General features: G+C 61.6%; 16 protein-coding genes. 3 read left to right on the top strand and 13 right to left on the bottom strand.

Going from position 1 to position 17,986, the window contains the following annotated elements; genetic code table 11:
• Nucleotides 1–119: 119 nt before the first annotated feature.
• Nucleotides 120–992 carry an ATP-binding protein gene (locus AM571_RS08970; protein ID WP_074061105.1) on the top strand — a complete coding sequence of 291 codons (873 nt, stop codon included), beginning with the start codon at nt 120–122 and terminating at the stop codon, nt 990–992.
• A gap of 76 nt (nt 993–1,068) precedes the next feature.
• On the opposite strand, the gene AM571_RS08965 is transcribed toward AM571_RS08970, so the two are convergent.
• The 13 genes from AM571_RS08965 to AM571_RS08905 form a co-directional block, all read right to left on the bottom strand.
• On the bottom strand, nt 1,069–2,661 hold the full coding sequence (locus tag AM571_RS08965; protein ID WP_074061104.1) for a M23 family metallopeptidase: 1,593 nt from the start codon (nt 2,659–2,661) through the stop codon (nt 1,069–1,071).
• Nucleotides 2,662–2,833: 172 nt separating this feature from the next.
• Nucleotides 2,834–3,487 carry a protein-L-isoaspartate(D-aspartate) O-methyltransferase gene (locus tag AM571_RS08960; RefSeq protein ID WP_074061103.1) on the bottom strand — a complete coding sequence of 218 codons (654 nt, stop codon included), beginning with the start codon at nt 3,485–3,487 and terminating at the stop codon, nt 2,834–2,836.
• Nucleotides 3,488–3,493: 6 nt separating this feature from the next.
• Nucleotides 3,494–4,261, bottom strand: coding sequence for a 5'/3'-nucleotidase SurE (gene surE / locus AM571_RS08955; protein WP_074061102.1), 768 nt, complete (start codon nt 4,259–4,261; stop codon nt 3,494–3,496).
• A 4-nt stretch (nt 4,262–4,265) separates the two neighbouring features.
• Nucleotides 4,266–5,549 carry a serine--tRNA ligase gene (gene serS, locus AM571_RS08950; protein ID WP_074061101.1) on the bottom strand — a complete coding sequence of 428 codons (1,284 nt, stop codon included), beginning with the start codon at nt 5,547–5,549 and terminating at the stop codon, nt 4,266–4,268.
• 101 nt (nt 5,550–5,650) lie between these two features.
• The gene (tatC, locus tag AM571_RS08945) at nt 5,651–6,478 is read right to left on the bottom strand and encodes a twin-arginine translocase subunit TatC (protein ID WP_074061100.1); all 828 of its coding nucleotides are present in this window, start codon (nt 6,476–6,478) and stop codon (nt 5,651–5,653) included.
• On the bottom strand, nt 6,475–7,125 hold the full coding sequence (tatB, locus tag AM571_RS08940) for a Sec-independent protein translocase protein TatB (protein WP_074061099.1): 651 nt from the start codon (nt 7,123–7,125) through the stop codon (nt 6,475–6,477). Before tatB ends, tatC begins: the two co-directional genes overlap by 4 nt.
• A 50-nt stretch (nt 7,126–7,175) precedes the next feature.
• Nucleotides 7,176–7,367 (bottom strand): twin-arginine translocase TatA/TatE family subunit, encoded by a 192-nt coding sequence (locus tag AM571_RS08935; RefSeq protein ID WP_022715359.1) that lies wholly within the window; start codon nt 7,365–7,367, stop codon nt 7,176–7,178.
• A 187-nt stretch (nt 7,368–7,554) separates the two neighbouring features.
• Nucleotides 7,555–8,268, bottom strand: coding sequence for an SMC-Scp complex subunit ScpB (gene scpB, locus AM571_RS08930; RefSeq protein WP_074061098.1), 714 nt, complete (start codon nt 8,266–8,268; stop codon nt 7,555–7,557).
• Nucleotides 8,268–9,128, bottom strand: a complete 861-nt coding sequence (locus AM571_RS08925; protein ID WP_074061097.1) for a segregation and condensation protein A — start codon at nt 9,126–9,128, stop codon at nt 8,268–8,270. Before AM571_RS08925 ends, scpB begins: the two co-directional genes overlap by 1 nt.
• Before the next feature lie 20 nt (nt 9,129–9,148).
• The gene (gene nagZ, locus AM571_RS08920; protein ID WP_081377051.1) at nt 9,149–10,162 is read right to left on the bottom strand and encodes a beta-N-acetylhexosaminidase; all 1,014 of its coding nucleotides are present in this window, start codon (nt 10,160–10,162) and stop codon (nt 9,149–9,151) included.
• Nucleotides 10,163–10,283: 121 nt separating this feature from the next.
• Nucleotides 10,284–13,427, bottom strand: a complete 3,144-nt coding sequence (locus tag AM571_RS08915; RefSeq protein ID WP_074061095.1) for an SPOR domain-containing protein — start codon at nt 13,425–13,427, stop codon at nt 10,284–10,286.
• Nucleotides 13,428–13,488: 61 nt separating this feature from the next.
• On the bottom strand, nt 13,489–15,246 hold the full coding sequence (argS, locus tag AM571_RS08910; protein WP_074061094.1) for an arginine--tRNA ligase: 1,758 nt from the start codon (nt 15,244–15,246) through the stop codon (nt 13,489–13,491).
• A gap of 53 nt (nt 15,247–15,299) precedes the next feature.
• Complete coding sequence (locus AM571_RS08905; RefSeq protein WP_074061093.1) at nt 15,300–16,517, bottom strand: deoxyguanosinetriphosphate triphosphohydrolase; 1,218 nt, start codon at nt 16,515–16,517, stop codon at nt 15,300–15,302.
• Between the two features lie 222 nt (nt 16,518–16,739).
• Between AM571_RS08905 and erpA the strand changes: the two genes are divergently transcribed.
• Both erpA and xth read left to right on the top strand, forming a co-directional pair.
• The gene (gene erpA, locus AM571_RS08900) at nt 16,740–17,072 is read left to right on the top strand and encodes an iron-sulfur cluster insertion protein ErpA (RefSeq protein WP_074061092.1); all 333 of its coding nucleotides are present in this window, start codon (nt 16,740–16,742) and stop codon (nt 17,070–17,072) included.
• 119 nt (nt 17,073–17,191) lie between these two features.
• Nucleotides 17,192–17,983 carry an exodeoxyribonuclease III gene (gene xth / locus AM571_RS08895; RefSeq protein ID WP_074061091.1) on the top strand — a complete coding sequence of 264 codons (792 nt, stop codon included), beginning with the start codon at nt 17,192–17,194 and terminating at the stop codon, nt 17,981–17,983.
• Nucleotides 17,984–17,986: the final 3 nt, after the last annotated feature.

Raw genomic sequence — 17,986 nt, 5'->3', positions numbered from 1 at the left:
CAGCCTGCGGGCGTACCGATTCCGCTGTCTCATAACCTTTCCGCTGTGGAAAGGCCATGCTACTGCGCGTCGAAAACCGATGCGCTTATGGCGCGGCAGGAAATTCAGGAGGACATGCAATGGCCGAAGAATTGAACAGCGTCATTTTGCAGGAACTGAGGCGGCTTGCCAATGCGATCGAGCGGCTGGCCGGTCCAGCGCCCGGCGTCAACGACTGGGACGCCGCCGACTGTTTCGTCTGGTCGCCTGCCCGCACTCATCTGCAGCCAGTCGCGCGCCCCAACCGTGTTGCCTTGAAGCTCATCCGCGGCGTCGATCATGTGCGTGACATCCTGCATGAAAACACGGTGCGCTTTGCCGAAGGATTTGCCGCCAACAACGTGCTGCTCTGGGGCGCGCGCGGCATGGGCAAGTCGTCGCTGGTCAAAGCCGTGCATGAGGACGTGCGGCGACAAAGCGGCGTTTCGCTGAAGCTTGTAGAAGTGCATCGCGAGGACATTGCGAGCCTCCCGACCCTGCTTGATATTCTGAAGGTAGTGCCGCATCGCGTCATCGTTTTCTGCGACGACCTTTCTTTCGACCATGACGATACCGCCTACAAGTCGCTGAAGGCAGCGCTTGACGGCGGCATAGAGGGCCGACCGGACAACGTGCTTTTCTACGCAACTTCCAACCGTCGCCACCTGCTGCCGCGGCATATGATGGAGAACGAGCAGTCGACCGCGATCAACCCATCCGAGGCCGTCGAAGAGAAGGTATCGCTTTCCGACCGTTTCGGCCTCTGGCTCGGCTTCCACAAATGCAGCCAGGAAGACTATCTTACGATGATCGACGGCTATGCTGAGTATTTCAAGCTGACGCAAGATCGCGAGAAGATGCATGCGGAAGCGCTGGAATGGGCAACCACGCGCGGTGCGCGCTCCGGCCGTGTCGCATGGCAGTACATCCAGGATCTCGCAGGGCGCATGCGCGTTGCGCTCGTCCGCGACTGAGCCGAGCTACGGCTGCTGTAAAGCGACAAAAGCCCGGCGATCAGCCGGGCTTTTGCACGTCCTCGAAACGCTTTACCTACTCGAGGAAGGTGATCGGATTGACCGGCGAGGCGTCCTTGCGGACTTCGAAATGGACCTGCGGTTGCTTGACGCTGCCGCTCATGCCTGAAACGGCGACGGTCTGGCCGCGCTGGATCTTCTGGCCACGGGCCACGCTCAGCGTGTCGGCATTGCCGTAGACGGTCACCGTGCCGTCGTCGTGACGGATGAGGACGGTGTTGCCGAGTTCCTTCAAACCGTTACCTGCATAGATGACCACACCGTTTTCGGCGGCCTTGATCGGCGTGCCCTGCGGCACGGAGATGTCGATACCGTCGTTGCGGCTGCCGTTGACGTTCGCGCCGTAAGCGGCAATGACGGCACCGCGAACCGGCCAGCGATACTTGCCGATGCCGGTCGATTCGGGGGCTGCTGAGGCGACGTCGGACTTCTTCTCGACTTCGTCGACGGTCTGCGTGGCAACCGGCGCCTGGTAGGAGGCCGGCTGAGCGGACGCCGTTTCAACTGCGGCCGGAGCAGCAGGCTTCGCTTCGGCCTTGGCCGGAATGGACGCAGTCTTCGTCTGATCGGCAGAACTGGAACCTTTCGGGATCGTCAGCGTCTGGCCGATGCGGATCGAGCTTGCGGAAAGGTTGTTCGCAGCCTTGAGATCATCGATCTTCGTGCCGGTCGCCTTGGCGATCTTGGCGAGGGAATCGCCAGGCTTGACCGTGTAAGTGCCGCCGCCGGTATTCGGATCCTTTCCGGCACCGGCTGCAACCTTGCCCGCGGAAGCATCCGCGCCTGCCTGCGACTTGTCGCGAGCAGCGTTGGCGCCCGGCAACACCGCGAGGTTCTGGTCGGGGATCTTCGACGGCTGCGGGATTTTACCGGACTTGGAAAGGTCGGCGGCCTGCGCGGAAGCCTTGGCAGCATTCCTGCCGCCGTTGAAGGTCGGAATGAGGATCGTTTCGCCTGGCTTGATGGCAGCAGCCGACTTCATGTTGTTGACGCGCAGAATTTCCTTTTCGGGAACGCCGTAGCGGTTGGCGAGCGTCGCCAGATTTTCGCCCGGACGCACCAGGATGGAGGGCGCGTTGGCCGCGGACCATCCCGACACCTTCGGCGTCGTGCCTGTCGTCATCGGATCGGGCGCGGCCAGCTTCGGAGCAGCCGGCATCTGGCGGGAGGCCCGTGAGCCGGAAGGAGCTGCCGGGAACGGCTGGGCCATGGCGACCTGATTGTCGCGCGAGGGCGCCGGGGATGCGCCCGTCGGCGCGGCAAGTTCGGTGCGCTGGACAGAAACTGGAGCCGAGGCAAGGCGCGCGCTCGAGCTTGCCGTACCGTTCGTCGCCGGATAAGGCTGATTGAGTGCGTCATTGCCGCCATTGTAGGAGGGCTGCGCCATCCCGGACTGAAGATCGGCGCTCGGGACCGGATCACTCTGCGAACCACTCATGTTCCGCCTCGGTACAGAACCGGTCGTCATCTGATCCTGGCCGGTCCCGGCAAAGAGGCCGCCGAAGCGGGTCACATCCGAACTGCAGCCCGTTGCGGTGCTTGCCAGCAAGGCCATAAACAAGAGATTGCCGGCAGGCTTTCCGAACATTGGCGAAACGCTAAAACGCATGACTCGACCCACTCATAACTCAACCATTCGTGGGTATATTAAAGCGCGTTAGTGTTACCACCCGGTTAAAGCGCTGGAATCAGTGCGATTTTTTTGAGGAATTGATAACCATAGTTCTGCAGGTGAGAAATCACAGCCGTCGGACACACTGGAAATGCTCGCCAAATTGGCCTCAGAGCTGGAAAGCCAATCTCGGCACAATGGGCAAATAGGGTACGTCGAAAAGCTCTTCGCGCTCGAAGCGGCTGCCGGTCTTCGTCAGCCGGACCATGCGGCACTGGTCCTCGGAGATCATCAGCGGCGCGATCATGGAACCGCCGGAGACGAGCTGGTCGGCATAAAAGCGAGGCATGGTATTGAAAGCGGCCGTGACCAGGATGCGGTCGAAAGTCCCCTCGCCCTGCAGACCGTTGCTGCCATCGGCCTGCCGCACGACGATGCTGCGAAGGCCGAGCTGATCCATGCGGCGCTGCGCGTTGGCCGTCAGCGTCTTGTAGCGGTCGATCGTCAGCACGCGCTCGGCGATGCGGCCGATGACGGCTGCGGTGAAGCCGCTGCCGGTGCCCACTTCGAGCACACGCTGGCCCGGCTTGACCTTCAGAAGGTGCAGAATGCGGACGGCAAGATCAACGCCTTCCAGGAACGAGCCGCACTCGATCGGGATCGTCCGGGTGGAATAGGCGTCGTCGGAAAATTGCGGCGGCACGAAAAGCGAGCGCGGCGTCTGCTCGACGGCAGTCAAAAGATCGATGTCTGAGATGCCCTCCGCCCGCAGCCTGAGGACGACCGCTGCAAACCCTTCCTTCTCGACCAGCCGTGCCGTCAAAACGTCCTACTCCGTGCCTGAAAGCGCCCGCGCCACGCGGTCCTTCACGGAATAATCGGTCAGATCCAGTTTCAAAGGTGTTACCGAGATCTTATTATGCTTCAGTGCGTGAATATCCGTGCCCTCTGCAAAGGCGCCGGCACGCTCGCCGAACTTCAGCCAATAATAGGGCAAGCCGCGACCGTCGGAGCGTGCATCGACCTGCAGGTTGAAGGCAAGTTTGCCCTGGGCCGTGACTTCGGCACCCTGCACATCTTGCGGGCGGCAGTTCGGGAAGTTGAGGTTGAGGAAGGTGCCTTCCGGCAGGCCGACCGTCATCAGCCTGTCGAGCAGCGCCGGCGCATGGGCCTCGGCGACCTCCCACGGCACGATGCGCGCGCCATCGGAATAGCTGTAGGCCTGGCTCAGCGCAAAGGAGCGCACCCCCTGCATCGTGCCTTCGATTGCCCCGGCAATGGTGCCGGAATAGGTGACATCGTCGGCGACGTTCGACCCTGAATTGACGCCCGACAGCACCAGGTCTGGCTTGATATCCATCACCTGCTTGATGCCCATGATGACGCAGTCGGTCGGCGTGCCGCGGAGCGCGAAATGCTTGTCGGCCACCTGACGCAGACGGAGCGGCTCGGAAAGGCTCAGCGAATGAGCCAGGCCACTCTGATCCGTTTCCGGCGCGACGATCCAGACGTCGTCGGAAAGGGTGCGCGCAATCCGCTCAAGTGCCGCAAGGCCCTCGGCATGGATGCCGTCGTCATTGGTGAGCAGAATGCGCATCGTTTCAGGCCGCCCGTTCGATCTTCGTCAAGCCGCCCATATAGGGCAGCAGCGCCGCGGGGATAGTTACCGATCCATCCTCGTTCAGGTAGTTTTCGAGCACTGCGATCAGGCAGCGGCCGACGGCGGTTCCGGAGCCGTTCAGCGTGTGAACGAACTTCGTGCTCTTGTCATCCTTGCCGCGATAGCGCGCATTCATGCGCCGCGCCTGGAAATCGCCGCAGACCGAGCAGGACGAGATTTCCCGATAGGTGTTCTGCCCTGGCAGCCATACCTCGATATCGTAGGTCTTGCGCGCCCCGAAGCCCATGTCGCCGGTGCACAGCGTCATCGTGCGGAAATGCAGGCCGAGCCGCTTCAGTACCTCTTCGGCGCAGGCCGTCATGCGTTCATGCTCGGCCATCGAGCTCTCCGCATCGGTGATAGACACGAGTTCGCACTTCCAGAACTGGTGCTGGCGCAGCATGCCGCGCGTATCGCGCCCTGCCGAACCTGCCTCCGAACGGAAGGATGGGGTGAGCGCAGTAAAGCGCATCGGCAGCTTTTCCTGCTCGAGAATTTCACCCGCGACGAGATTGGTCAGCGTTACTTCAGCCGTCGGGATCAGCCAGCGGCCATCCGTCGTCCTGAAGAGATCTTCCGCAAACTTGGGAAGCTGTGCGGTGCCGTACACGGCCTCGTCGCGTACCATCAGTGGCGAGCTGACCTCGCTATAGCCATGTTCCGTCGTGTGGAGGTCGATCATGAACTGGCCGAGTGCCCGCTCGAGCCTTGCAAGCGGTCCCGTCAGCACCGTGAAGCGCGAACCGGAAAGCTTGGCGGCCCGTTCGAAATCCATGTAGCCGAGGGCTTCGCCGATTTCGAAATGTTCCTTCGGCGTGTGGTTCCAGCGCGGCTTTTCACCGACCGTGCGAGCGATGACGTTGTCATGCTCGTCCTTGCCGACCGGTACGTCGTCGAGCGGCACGTTCGCAACGCGCGCCAGCGCGTCGTTGAGCTCGGCGGTCAGCTGGCGGTCTTCTTCTTCGGCCGCCGGCAGCAAGACCTTCATATCGGCCACTTCGGCCTTCAGCTTTTCGGCAAGCTCGCTGTTCTTCTGCGCCATCGCCGCACCGATCTCCTTGGAGGCGGCGTTTCGGCGGGACTGCAGGTCCTGCACCTTCTGTACGGCAGAGCGGCGCTTCTCATCGAGAGCTATGAGGCTTCGGGCCAAGGGCTCTGCACCGCGCTTGGCCAGTGCTTCATCGAGCGCCTCGGGATTCTCACGGATCCATTTGATATCGAGCATTGTCGTTCCGGGTCGTTACGAAGGACATGACCCGGCCAAAGCCTGACCGGGCCTCGACCGGATGTTCTGCATGCGTTCAGGAAGGAATTTCGGAGAACCGCTCAGACGCTGTCCGTCTTGGCAACGTCCGCAGACCCGTCCGCCCCTTCGACCGCCTGCCGGGAACGCTGGCGCTCCACGAGTCGCGCAGCGTAGATGGCAATCTCGTAGAGAAGGATCGTCGGCAGTGCAAGGCCGATCTGGGACATCGGATCGGGCGGCGTCAGCACGGCGGCGACGACGAAGGCGAGCACGATCGCAAACTTGCGCTTCTCGGCAAGCCATTGCGAGGTGAGCAGGCCGACACGCGCAAGCAGCGTCGTGACGACCGGAAGCTGGAACACCAGACCGAAGGAGAAGACGAGCGTCATAATGAGGCTCAGATATTCCGAAACCTTCGGCAGCAGCGAGATCGCGACATCGCCCTCTCCCGGCGCCTGCTGCATGGTCAGGAAGAACCACATCACCATCGGCGTGAAGAAGAAATAGACGAGAGCGCCTCCAAGCAGAAACAGGACCGGCGATGCGATCAGGAACGGCAGGAAGGCCGCACGCTCGTTCTTGTAGAGGCCGGGGGCGACAAACTTGTAGATTTGCGCGGCAATGATCGGGAAGGCGATCACAAGACCGCCGAACATTGCGACCTTCACCTGCGTGAAGAAGAACTCCTGCGGAGCCGTATAGATGAGCTGCGCCTTCGTTACATCGAGGCCGGCCCAGTTGACTGCCCATTTGTAAGGATAGACCAGGGCGTTGAAGAGATGCTTGGCAAAGATGAAACAGACGATGAAGGCGACGAAGAAGGCGCCGATCGCCCAGATCAGCCGCGTGCGCAGCTCCATCAGGTGCTCGATCAACGGCTGCGGCTTGTCTTCGATATCACCGCTCATGCCTCGTCCTTCTTTTTCGTCGCCGTCTTCTTCGCAGCCGCTGCAGTCTTCCTCGCCGGAACAGGCTTTGCCGAAACAGCCTTTGTTGCTGTGGCCGGATCTGTCGCGACGGCGGGCTTTGCAGCAGCCGCACGCTTCGGCTTTGCAGCGATGGCGGCCTCGGCTTCAGCCGCAGGCAGCGCCTTTTCGGCGGCAGCGCGCGGCTTGCGCGAGGCCCTCGGCTTTTCGGCGACCACCTCTGCCGGCGCAGCTTGCGGAGCCGGCGCGACGACAGGTGGCGTTTCGGGCAGGCTCATCGACGGCGCCGGAACGCCAACCGGCGGCGCTTCGGTCTTGTTTTCGACCGACGTTGCCTTCTGCAAGTCGGCCTTGATGTCGTTGCCCATCTGGCGAAGCGGGTTCATCGCCTCGCGCAGGCTGTTTGCCGGATTGAGCCGCTGCGCATCGCTGATCGTCTGGCGCACGTCATCAAGATCCGCCTCCCGCAGCGCCTCGTCGAACTGGGCGCGGAATTCGCCGGCGACCTTGCGGGCACGCTGCGTCATCTTGCCGAAAGCGCGCAGCATCGGCGGCAGATCCTTCGGACCGACGACGACGATCAACACGACCGCGATGACAAGCAACTCGGTCCAGCCAATATCGAACATTCAAGGCTCCTGGAGGGGAAGCGGGGCAAAGCCACCCGTTCCCGGACTTGTTACTTCGGTTCGTCGGCCTTGTGATCGACGGTCTTCGCCGTGTCAGGCGCTTCTTCGTCGTTGATGCCCTTCTTGAAGCTCTTGATGCCCTTGGCAACGTCGCCCATGAGCTCCGGAATCTTACCGCGGCCGAACAGCAACAGCACGATGACCAGAACGATCAACCAGTGCCACATGCTAAAAGAACCCATTACGCATACTCCCTGTTGCGATCTTTCTTCGATGTAAGAGTTTCCGACATCGTTTCCAATATCGAAAATCCCCTTGAGTTGACGCTTAATGTCACGGGTTCGCCCATAATGACAAGTCGTCCGGGTATCGAATTATGATGATCTCTATTGTTTTCGTCGTCGGTGTCAAAACAAAGACCGGATGACACTAATCTTCCAAGGCGCCGCCGGGCGCCAGAAGGCCCAATTCCTCGAGGTCCATCTGCGTGATCGGATCCTCGTCCTCGGTCAGTTCGTCGCTCGTCAAGGGCGACGGGATGTTGAAATTCGCAGGGATGCGGCCGGAAAGAAGACCGGCACCCTTCAGCTCCTCCAACCCGGGCAGGTCGCGCAGTTCCTCGAGGCCGAAATGATCGAGGAAATCGCGGGTCGTGCCGAGCGTCACGGGCCGACCGGGCGTGCGGCGGCGGCCGCGAAAGCGCACCCAGCCTGCTTCCATGAGCACGTCCAGCGTGCCGCGTGAGGTTTGCACGCCGCGGATATCTTCGATCTCGGCGCGGGTGACCGGCTGGTGATAGGCGATGATCGCCAGCACCTCGAGGGCGGCACGCGACAGCTTCTTGACCTCGTTCTCGTCACGGCGGATGACGAATGAGAGATCGGCCGCTGTGCGAAAGGCCCAGGCATCGTCCACCTGGACGAGGTTGACGCCGCGCGGCGCATACTGCTCCTTGAGACGGAGCATGAGGGCGCGGACGTTGAAATTCCTCGGCAGACGATCGGCGATGAAGGCTTCGGAAACCGGCTGGGAGGAAGCAAAGACCAGGGCCTCGGCGATGCGCTCGGCCTCCATCTGCGCCTGGAAATTCTCGTGGAAAGCGCCCTCGCCTTCGCCGCGGCCGATATCGTCTCTGGAATCCATCAAGCGGGCCTCTCCTGCTCGACGACCTGCAGGGTCGCATGCTTGGGTCCCCGGCGCAGATAGAGAGGCTCGAAGGCGGCGTCCTGACGGATCTCCAGCTTGCCCTCGCGTACGAGTTCTAGCGAGGCGGCAAAGGCACTGGCGATTGCCGTGACGCGTTCTTCCGGCGATGCCATATAACGAAGCAGGTAATGCTCCAGCGCCGTCCAGCCGCCGAACTCCCCAATCATGCGCGTCAGCAGTTCGCGGGCATCGGTCAGGGACCAGACGGTGCGGCGCGCGATCGTGACCTGGGTCACGGCCTGGCGCTGGCGGAGCGACGCATAGGCCGTCAGCAGATCGTAAAGGCTTGCCTCGTAAGCGGATTTTTGCCGGTCCGGAATATGCTCGGGCGCGCCGCGGGCAAAGATGTCACGACCGAGACGGTTGCGGTTGACGAGCCCGCTTGCAGCCTCACGCATGGCTTCGAGGCGTTTCAGGCGGAATGCAAGCGTTGCGGCCATCTCCTCGCCGGAGGGGCCGTCGTCCTTGACCTGCTGCGGGATCAGCAGGCGGGACTTGAGATAGGCGAGCCACGCCGCCATCACGAGATAATCGGCGGCAAGTTCGATGCGGATGCGGCGGGCGGTTTCGATGAACTGCAGATACTGCTCGGCAAGCGCCAGCACCGAAATGCGCGAAAGATCGACCTTCTGGTTGCGGGCGAGATAGAGAAGGAGATCGAGCGGGCCTTCGAAGCCGGCAACGTCGATCACCAGTGCCGGCTCATGGCTCGCGCGTTCGGCGCCATTGTCCTGCCAAAGCTTGTCCATCGGCGTATTCGGCCTCTGTGTCCACTCTGTGCCTTTGACCGTGTTCACCTCTGCCTCTCTTCCATCGCTCAGACGGTTGCGAACATTCCGTCGAATTCGGCGCGGATCGCCGCCTCGTCGGACTGGTCGACTGTTGGGAAGCCCGCCAGCAAGGCATTTGCCCGCTCAAGCGAGGCACCCGCCAATACCGGCGTGTTTGCCACGACCTGCTGCATCTCGTCCATATGGCCGTTGCAATGCAGCACGATATCGCATCCGCCTGCAATGATATTTTCAGCCCGCTTGCCGATTGTCCCGGCCAAGGCGTTCATCGAGGTATCGTCGGAAAGCAACAGGCCCTTGAAGCCGATGCGCTTTCGGATCACGCCCTCGATCACCTTGCTCGAGGTCGTCGCCGGATTGTCCGGATCGATCGCTGCGAAGACGACGTGGCAGGTCATGGCCGCAAGCTCGTCCTTCATGGCGATGAAGGGCTTGAAGTCGTGCGCTTCCAGTTCATCGCGCGAGACCGTGACGACCGGCAGTTCGTGATGGGAATCGGCAAACCCACGGCCGTGGCCCGGCATATGCTTCATCACCGGCAGAACCCCGCCGGCCTTCAGCCCCTCGGCCGCGGAGCGTCCCATATCGGCCACGGTGTCGGGATCACCGCCATAGGCGCGGTTGCCGATGACGCTGCTACTTCCCTCCACAGGCACGTCGAGAACAGGCAGGCAATCGACATTGATACCGAATTTGAGAAGATCGAAGGCATGCAACCGCGACATCAGCCATGCGGCGCGCAGTCCCTGCTCGCGATCGCGCCGGTAGAGATCCCCGAGCGCCTGGCCGGAGGGATAGTGCTGCAGGATCGGCGGGCGGATGCGCTGCACGCGGCCCCCTTCCTGATCAATCAGCACCGGCGCGTGCCAGCCGACGCTTTCGCGCATTTCCGCAACGAGATCGGCGATTTGCTGCGGCTCGCAGATATTGCGGCCAAAGAGGATAAAGCCGAAGGGCCGTTCAGCCTTGTAGAAGGCCTTTTCTTCAGGGGTGAGTGACAGGCCGCTACAGCCCAGGATCATCGCTTTTGATTCGGTCATATCCGAATCATAGAGGCCTGACGGGGAATTGCGAGTAAGGTCAAGCGCCATTCACAGGAAAGCAGGACATACAAAAAAGCGGCGGGACATGCCCGCCGCTTGAAATCAAGTGATCACAGGTTCACTTCGAAATCAGGCAGCTGCCGCCGGCTGAGCGATATTGCTGGCAAAGGGCTGCGGCCTCGTCCTTGGAGCCGGCCGGGATCCGGACGCGGTAGAACGTGCCCTTGCCGGCGATTTCGGCCTTTCGGATTTCAAAGCTGCGGCCGCCGAGAACGCTTGCAAACTTCTTCGACAGGCTCGCATAGGATTTCTTAGCCTCTGCTTCGGACGGCAGCGACGCGATCTGCATGCCGTATCCGCCAGCCGGTGAGGCCTGCTGCGGCTTTGCAGCGGCAGGCTCGACCGATGAGACCTCAGCCGGCTTGGCTTGCTGCTCGGCCGGGCGGACGTTGCCCTTCTCCGTCACGGTGCCGACGACAGTGACCGGTTGCTCTGCCGGACGGGCCGTCGGTACCGGCGCCGTGTCGGCAGGTTTTTCAGCGGCGGGCGGTGTCTGAACCGGGTGGACGGGCTGTTCGACCTTCGCGGTGGCGGGATCTGCAGCGGCAATCTTCGCGGTGGCCGGATCTGCAGCGGCAATCTTTTCCAGGGTGGACGTGGATGGTTGCTGAGCGGCGGGCAGCGGCGCGACGGTGGTCGTTTCGACAGGCGTCGCGCCGATATCGGCGGAGGCAACCTCCTTGCTCGCCGGGAAGCTTGCCGCCGAACCGCCAGATGCCGCAACAGCGGCAGGCGGCTGAACGGAAGGCTCTTCAACCGGTGCGGCGGGCTCCTCGCGGGCAACCAGCGTTCCGTCCGGCTTGACGATCATCGTGCGGACCTTGCGCGGTGCAACGGCCGGCGGACGATCGCCATTGGGGCCCTCCTCGGCCGCAGCATCCCTTTCCCCCACATCCTCGCTCGGAAGCAGCCGCGGATCCTGCGTATCGCCGACTGGCGTACTTGCCGGATTGTCGGCGATGGGTCCGTCGTTGTCTTCCGGCAGAACTTCGGGCGTCAGGGTACGCTGAACGACATCAACGGGCTCTTCATCGGATGAAACGAGTGCCTTCTGCTTCGGCGCCTCGGTCGCACCGGCAACGCGATCATAGACCGCCTTGTCCTGGTTCGGCACCGTCTTGCCACCCGGATTTTCCGGGACGATCTTGACCGGTTCCTTGTCGGCCACGATCACGCGCGGTTCGCCGCCAGCAATGCCGAGACCGCCGTCGGTAACGACCGAATAGACGCCGTAGGCACCGCCTGCGAAGACGACGATCAGAGCGGCGGCCGCAAGCAGCCGTTTCATGGAACGGGCGCGGCCCATGTCCTCGGCCTCAGCCGCCGATTGGATACGGACCTCGGCTGGCGCTTCGGCGCGATGAACGGGTTCACGAACGCTGCGGCGAAAATCCTCCTCAAGCGCACGCTCGAAATCGTCAGGTCCGCCGGCCGACTGCGGCCGAGCCGCCACCGGCGCTGCTGCAACAACGGCAGCGGCTGCTGCGGGAGCCCAAGCGGGTGCCGCTGCCGGAGCCCAAGCAGGTGCTGCAACAGCCGGCTCCTTTTGGACCGACGTTTCGAAGAGGCTTGCGATTTCCGCGTCGACGTCGAAATCGAAGTCGTTTGCCGGCGCAACCGGGGCCGGCTGCTCGACGGGCGGCAGCGACGGCACATGCATGTCCTCGACAGCCTCGGGATGATGATCGGCCTCGGCAATCATCGAGGCATCGAAGGGCAGATCTTCTTCGCCATCGGCTGCAGCGGACTTGCTCTCCACGGCTGCGGCATGGGGCGGGGCTTCGTAAGGCGAAGCGGCGGCAAACTGCCCGACTGGCCGGGCGACAACCACGGCAGCCGGCGCTGCGACGACAGGGGCAGGTTCCTGGGTCTTTGCAGGCTCGGCAAAATCCAGATCGGCGAGTTCGAGTTCGATACCTTCGAGATCGAGTTCGAAATCGTGGCCGGCAAACGGATCTTCGCTGTCAGCATCCTCGATAGCAGTTGCGGCCACAGCGGGTGGTTCGGCAGCGGCAGGAGCAACGTCCACCGGGACGGCGGCAGGAGCAACGTCAACCGGGACGGCGGCAGGAGCAACGTCAATCGGAGCGGCGACAGGTGCAACGTCAACCGGAGCGGCGACAGGTGCAACGGCCACCGGAGCGGCGACAGGTGCAGCAGCAGCGGACGCGACGACCAGAGGCTCCCACTGTTCGAAAGGCGCCGCCTTCGGCTCCACGGGCGCAGAGGCCAGACGCTCAGGAACCGGATAACGGGAGACGTCGGCCAGCAGATCATCGAACTCGAAGGCGATCGGCTGGTTTTCGAAAGGCGCTTCAGTCAGCGCGGCGTCCGCCTGTACGACGCCTTCCGTTGCGGCAGCAACCAGATCGAAGGGTTCAGCTTCAACCCGCGGCTCCATCAAAACCGGCGCCTCGACCGGCGCGAGCATTTCCTGGGCTGGCGATTCGTCCATGACCACCTCGTCATGGCGATCGAGTTCGGCCGGAAAGCCTTGCGGAGCTGTCGCTTCGAATTCCTCGGCCGGATCAAAGGCAACCGGCTCCATCGCCGGTTCGGGCCGGATAACCGGCTGAACCTGCCCAAATGGCTCGAGCTGCTGTTCGGGAACGGCGAGCGCGTCGACAGGTGCGGCGGCTTTTGCGGGCGATTCAACAAGCTCGTCGCGACGAGCGGCATGGAAGTTTGCAAGCGGAAGCTTGATGCTGGCAGCTGACCATTGCGGCGCCCTGGCAGGGGTTGAAGCCTGCGGAATCTGAACCGTGGGACCGCCGATCGAAAGCTCAAGCTCCTCGATCAGATCACGGGCGCCACCGGAAACCGGTTCGGACACTTGGGGCGCGGCCCAATCGGCGGCGGAAAGCATCTCGGCCCCATGCCAGCCGGGCGAAGTGGCAGCCGGCGGATCGACAGGATCCGGCTCGACGATGGCATCGGATGCGGGATAGTCATATTCCTCGGCGGCAGGTTCGGCCGGACGATCGAGGCCTGCAAGCGGCCGCGGAGCGTCGAAACGCTCGAATTCGCGGAGAAGCTCGTCCTCGAGATTGAGGGCCGGCTCCTGCCGGGGCACCTCAGGAACCGTATTGGCAGCCACACGCGGCTCGAAGCCTACGATACGCGCAAGCTCAGCCAGCGGATCGCCCTCGTCGAAAAGCTCCGTCTTCTTTCGCGTATCATACGCCAGTTGTTTGTCAGCCATACTCATCCCACCCGTAAACCCACGCGGTCAAATGCCAGCGCAATGTGGGGAAATGGTGACGTTATCGCATTTCATCCGGTGCGGCAGTGCCTGTAATGGCAAGTCCCGACTTCAAAACCGAAGCGACAGCATACACCAGCCCAAGTCTGGCAATACTCGATTCTCGGTTCTTATCGTTAACAAATCGTAATTCCGTTTGATCTTTACCTTTATTCCAGTGCGCGTGGAAGAAACTTGCCAGATCATACAGGTAAAACGCGATGCGATGGGGCTCCTGCGACTGTGCCGCCGATTCGACGATGCGCGGGAATTCTGCAGCCTTCGCAACCAGCTGCAATTCCGTGGGATCAGAGACGCCTAGGACCGCTCCCGCAAGGTCTGCGGGCGATACGTCAAGGTCCGGAAACGCCTCCCTCGCCTGGCGGAAAACCGACATGCAGCGGGCATGCGCATACTGCACGTAAAAGACCGGATTGTCTTTCGAATGCTCCGTTACCTTGGCGAAATCGAAGTCGAGCGGCTCGGAATTCTTGCGGTAGAGCATCATGAAGCGAACCGAATCACGGCCGACTTCCTCGACCACGTCGCGCAGCGTCACGAAGTCGCCCGAGCGCTTCGACATCTTCACCGGCTCGCCGTTGCGGAAGAGCTTGACGAGCTGGCAAAGCAGAACGGTGAGCTTCGATTTGCCTTCGGAAACGGCGCGGGCCACGGCCTCCAGGCGCTTCACGTATCCACCGTGGTCGGCGCCGAGCACATAGATCATTTCGTCGAAGCCGCGATCGAACTTGTTCTTGAAATAGGCGACGTCCGCGGCGAAATAGGTGTAGGAGCCATCCGACTTGATAAGCGGGCGATCCATGTCGTCGCCGACTTCCGTCGAGCGGAAGAGCGTCTGCTCGCGGTCTTCCCAGTCTTCCGGCACCTGCCCCTTCGGCGGCGGCAGCGCGCCCTTGTAGACAAAGCCCTTGAAGGTCAGGTCATTGATCGCGGTGCGGATCGCGGCAGCGCCGGCATCATGCAGCTTCCGCTCAGAAAAGAAGACGTCGTGATGCACGTTGAGGGCTGCGAGATCCTCGCGGATCATCGTCATCATCGCGTCGATCGTACGATCCTTGACGATCGGCATCCACTGCTCTTCCGGCATGTTGTGCAGCCGCACGCCATAGTCGCCAGCAAGCGATTTTCCGACCGGGATCAGGTAGTCGCCGGGATAAAGGCCGGGCGGGATATCGCCGATGCTTTCGCCGAGCGCTTCGCGGTAGCGCAGGAAGACCGAGCGGGCCAGCACGTCAATCTGAGAGCCGGCATCGTTGATGTAGTATTCCTTCTCGACGGCATAGCCTGCGAAGGCAAGCAGATTGGCCAGCGCGTCTCCGACCACGGCGCCGCGGCAATGGCCGACATGCATCGGGCCGGTCGGATTTGCCGAGACATATTCGACATTCACCTTCTTGCCGGCGCCAAGCTTCGAGCGGCCGTAATCGGTTCCGGCCTCGATGATCGAAGCAAGCAAGCGCTGCCAGTAGCCGATGGAAAGCCTGATGTTGATGAAGCCGGGGCCAGCGACGGAGACGTCGGCGACGTCGGCATCTTCTTTCAACTTGGCGATGATGATTTCGGCGAGCGCGCGCGGATTGGTCCCCAGCGGCTTTGCCAGCACCATGGCGGCATTGGTCGCGACATCGCCGTGGCTTGCATCACGAGGCGGTTCGACGGCGATGCGCCCGAAATCGAGCTCGGATCGCTTTTCCTTGACGATATCAATCCGTTCAAGGGCGTTCTTAATCCTGGCTTCGAAGTCGGTAAAAAGGTTCATCGCACTCTTCCATGCATAGGCTCTGCCGCAACTCCTGCCGCGGCGCCCGCTGCCTATCGCAAATCCGGAGTGCGGTCAAACAATCGCCTGTGGGCGCTGATTGCATAGGTGTCGGTCATCCCCGCCAGGTAATCGCCGACGTGGCGGGCTTTCGGCGCATCGGCAAGGCCTGTAATATGATCAACCCAGTAATGGCTCTGCATCTCCTTCGGATTGGCCATGTAGGCGGCAAAAAGATCGGTGACGATCTTTGCGGCGCCTGCGCGGATCCGCATGATGTCGGGATGGCGGTAGATGCGCTTGAAGAGCATCTGCTTGATCTGCTTGTCGGTCTGCGACATCGCCTCCGAAAAGGTTGCGATCACCTTGCCGGCCTCGCGTACATCCTTGACGCTTTTCGGTTTCACCTCACTCAGGCGCTTTTGTGCGACGGCAATCACATCCTCGACCATGCGCGTAATCTGCCGGCGCATGATCTCATGCGTGAAACGGCTCTTCTCAAGATGGGGGTAGCGCTCGCGGACCTCGTCCATCAGCCCGGCGAGGAACGGAATTTCCTCCAGCATCTCGAACGTCAAGTAGCCCGAGCGAAGACCGTCGTCTATGTCATGGGTGTTATAGGCTATGTCGTCGGCGATCGCTGCCACCTGCGCTTCGAGGCTGGCGAAAGTCGCAAGTTCGAGGTCGTGGATTTCGCAATAGTCGAGGATCGGCTGCGGCACGGGTCCCCGCGTGCCCTGCCCGTCCTTCTTCAGCAGCGGCCCATTGTGCTTCACGAGGCCCTCTAGGCTCTCCCAGGTCAGGTTGATGCCGTCGAATTCGGCATAGCGCCGTTCCAGCTTGGTGACGATGCGGAGCGACTGGGCGTTATGGTCGAAGCCGCCATAGGGCAGGAGCACCTCGTGCAGCGCGTCCTCCCCGGTATGGCCGAAAGGCGTGTGGCCAAAGTCGTGGACGAGCGCCACGCCCTCCGCCAGATCCTCGTCAAGCTTGAGAGCGCGCGCCAGCGCACGGGCGATCTGGGCGACCTCGATCGTGTGCGTCAGGCGCGTGCGATAATGATCGCCGTCCTGCGCGATGAAGACCTGCGTCTTGTGCTTCAGACGGCGAAACGCCGTCGTATGGACAATGCGGTCGCGATCGCGCTGAAATTCCGAACGCGTCGGGCTGGAGCTTTCGACATAGAGCCTTCCGCGCGTCGTCCATGGATCTGCCGCATAGGTTGCCCGTTCGCCATTTCCGAAACCCAACGCCTGCCTGTCGATCTTCATTTTTCACCGTCATTCAACACCGCGCAACACCACGCCCATTGACGCCGCATCGCGCTCTTCATACCTATAGCCAATATAAACGGCAAAGAGGCCCTTTCTTAACTGCTTTGCCGAATAATGCGTTTTGGCAACGCGTGTGGTAAATTCTTTTGATATCAGCCGTTTGACGTTTCATCGGCCGGTATCAATTCTCTCCGGATCTTGACCCCGGCAGGAGGAAACATGACGGATACAAGTGTAACCCTTTCCGACGCGGCGGCAAAACGAATCGCGGCGATCGTCGGTGCAGAGTCCGGCAAGAACGCGCTGCGCGTTTCCGTCGAAGGCGGCGGCTGCTCGGGTTTTTCATATAAGTTCGATCTTACCGGCGATGCCCGGGACGATGACATCGTCATCGAGAAGAACAACGCCAAGGTACTGATCGATAGCCTGTCGCTGGTCTATATGGCAGGCTCGGAAATCGACTTCGTCGACAACCTTCTCGGTCAATCCTTCCAGATCAAGAACCCGAATGCAGTTGCAAGCTGCGGCTGCGGCACCAGCTTCTCGATCTAAGCTTGCCTGTATATCCACATCGAACCGGCCGAAGTATCCCTTCCGGCTGGTTTATCGTCTTGTCCGCAAGCGGGACGGCACGATAAAAGATCAGGCACGAAGCGCAAGAGGAACACCCTATGAAGATCGCGACCTGGAACATCAACGGCGTCAAGGCGCGCATCGACAACCTCACGCAGTGGCTCAAGGATTCCGATCCGGACATCGTCTGCCTGCAGGAGATCAAGACGATCGACGAAGCGTTTCCGCGGCTCGAGATCGAGGCGATGGGCTATCACGTCGAAACGCATGGCCAGAAAGGGTTCAATGGTGTTGCGATCCTTTCCAAGACCTCACCCGACGAAGTGAGCCGCGGGCTGCCGGGCGACCCTCTCGACGAGCAGGCCCGTTTTCTGGAAGCCGTATTCTCGATCCCGGGCAACCGAGCCCTTCGCGTCTGCTGCCTCTATCTGCCGAACGGCAATCCCGTCGACACTGAAAAATATCCCTACAAGCTCGCCTGGATGGAGCGACTGCGCCAGTTTGCGGTCTCGCGCCTTTCCTATGAGGACATCTTCATCCTCGCCGGTGACTACAACGTGATTCCCGAGCCGCACGATTGCTTCGATCCGAAGGTCTGGGAAGGCGATGCGCTCTTTTTGCCGCAAACGCGAGAGGCCTTCCGCAGGCTCGAAAATCTCGGGTTTACCGATGCCATCCGCACCTCGACGGACGCCGTTCAGCTCTACTCCTTCTGGGATTACCAGGCCGGCGCCTGGCAGAAGAACAACGGCATCCGGATCGACCACCTGATGCTTTCGCCGGAGGCCGCCGATCACATGACGTCGGTGGCGATCGAAAAGCATGTACGGGCCTGGGAAAAGCCGTCCGACCACGTTCCAGTGGTCGGTTATTTCGACTTCGCAGCTTAAGGT

The organism is Rhizobium etli 8C-3 (genome assembly GCF_001908375.1).
In the GTDB taxonomy this organism is placed as follows: Bacteria; Pseudomonadota; Alphaproteobacteria; order Rhizobiales; family Rhizobiaceae; genus Rhizobium; species Rhizobium etli_B.
The sequence above is the reverse complement of the archived record's forward strand: the minus strand, read 5'-3'. Positions and strand labels throughout refer to the sequence as shown.

Bases quoted from the DNA above. Each gene is read 5' to 3' on its own strand.
- AM571_RS08970 (WP_074061105.1), top strand. From the start codon at position 120: ATGGCCGAAGAATTGAACAGCGTCATTTTGCAGGAACTGAGGCGGCTT.
- AM571_RS08965 (WP_074061104.1), bottom strand. From the start codon at position 2,661: ATGCGTTTTAGCGTTTCGCCAATGTTCGGAAAGCCTGCCGGCAATCTC.
- surE (WP_074061102.1), bottom strand. From the start codon at position 4,261: ATGCGCATTCTGCTCACCAATGACGACGGCATCCATGCCGAGGGCCTT.
- serS (WP_074061101.1), bottom strand. From the start codon at position 5,549: ATGCTCGATATCAAATGGATCCGTGAGAATCCCGAGGCGCTCGATGAA.
- tatC (WP_074061100.1), bottom strand. From the start codon at position 6,478: ATGAGCGGTGATATCGAAGACAAGCCGCAGCCGTTGATCGAGCACCTG.
- tatB (WP_074061099.1), bottom strand. From the start codon at position 7,125: ATGTTCGATATTGGCTGGACCGAGTTGCTTGTCATCGCGGTCGTGTTG.
- AM571_RS08935 (WP_022715359.1), bottom strand. From the start codon at position 7,367: ATGGGTTCTTTTAGCATGTGGCACTGGTTGATCGTTCTGGTCATCGTG.
- scpB (WP_074061098.1), bottom strand. From the start codon at position 8,268: ATGGATTCCAGAGACGATATCGGCCGCGGCGAAGGCGAGGGCGCTTTC.
- nagZ (WP_081377051.1), bottom strand. From the start codon at position 10,162: ATGACCGAATCAAAAGCGATGATCCTGGGCTGTAGCGGCCTGTCACTC.
- AM571_RS08915 (WP_074061095.1), bottom strand. From the start codon at position 13,427: ATGGCTGACAAACAACTGGCGTATGATACGCGAAAGAAGACGGAGCTT.
- argS (WP_074061094.1), bottom strand. From the start codon at position 15,246: ATGAACCTTTTTACCGACTTCGAAGCCAGGATTAAGAACGCCCTTGAA.
- AM571_RS08905 (WP_074061093.1), bottom strand. From the start codon at position 16,517: ATGAAGATCGACAGGCAGGCGTTGGGTTTCGGAAATGGCGAACGGGCA.
- erpA (WP_074061092.1), top strand. From the start codon at position 16,740: ATGACGGATACAAGTGTAACCCTTTCCGACGCGGCGGCAAAACGAATC.
- xth (WP_074061091.1), top strand. From the start codon at position 17,192: ATGAAGATCGCGACCTGGAACATCAACGGCGTCAAGGCGCGCATCGAC.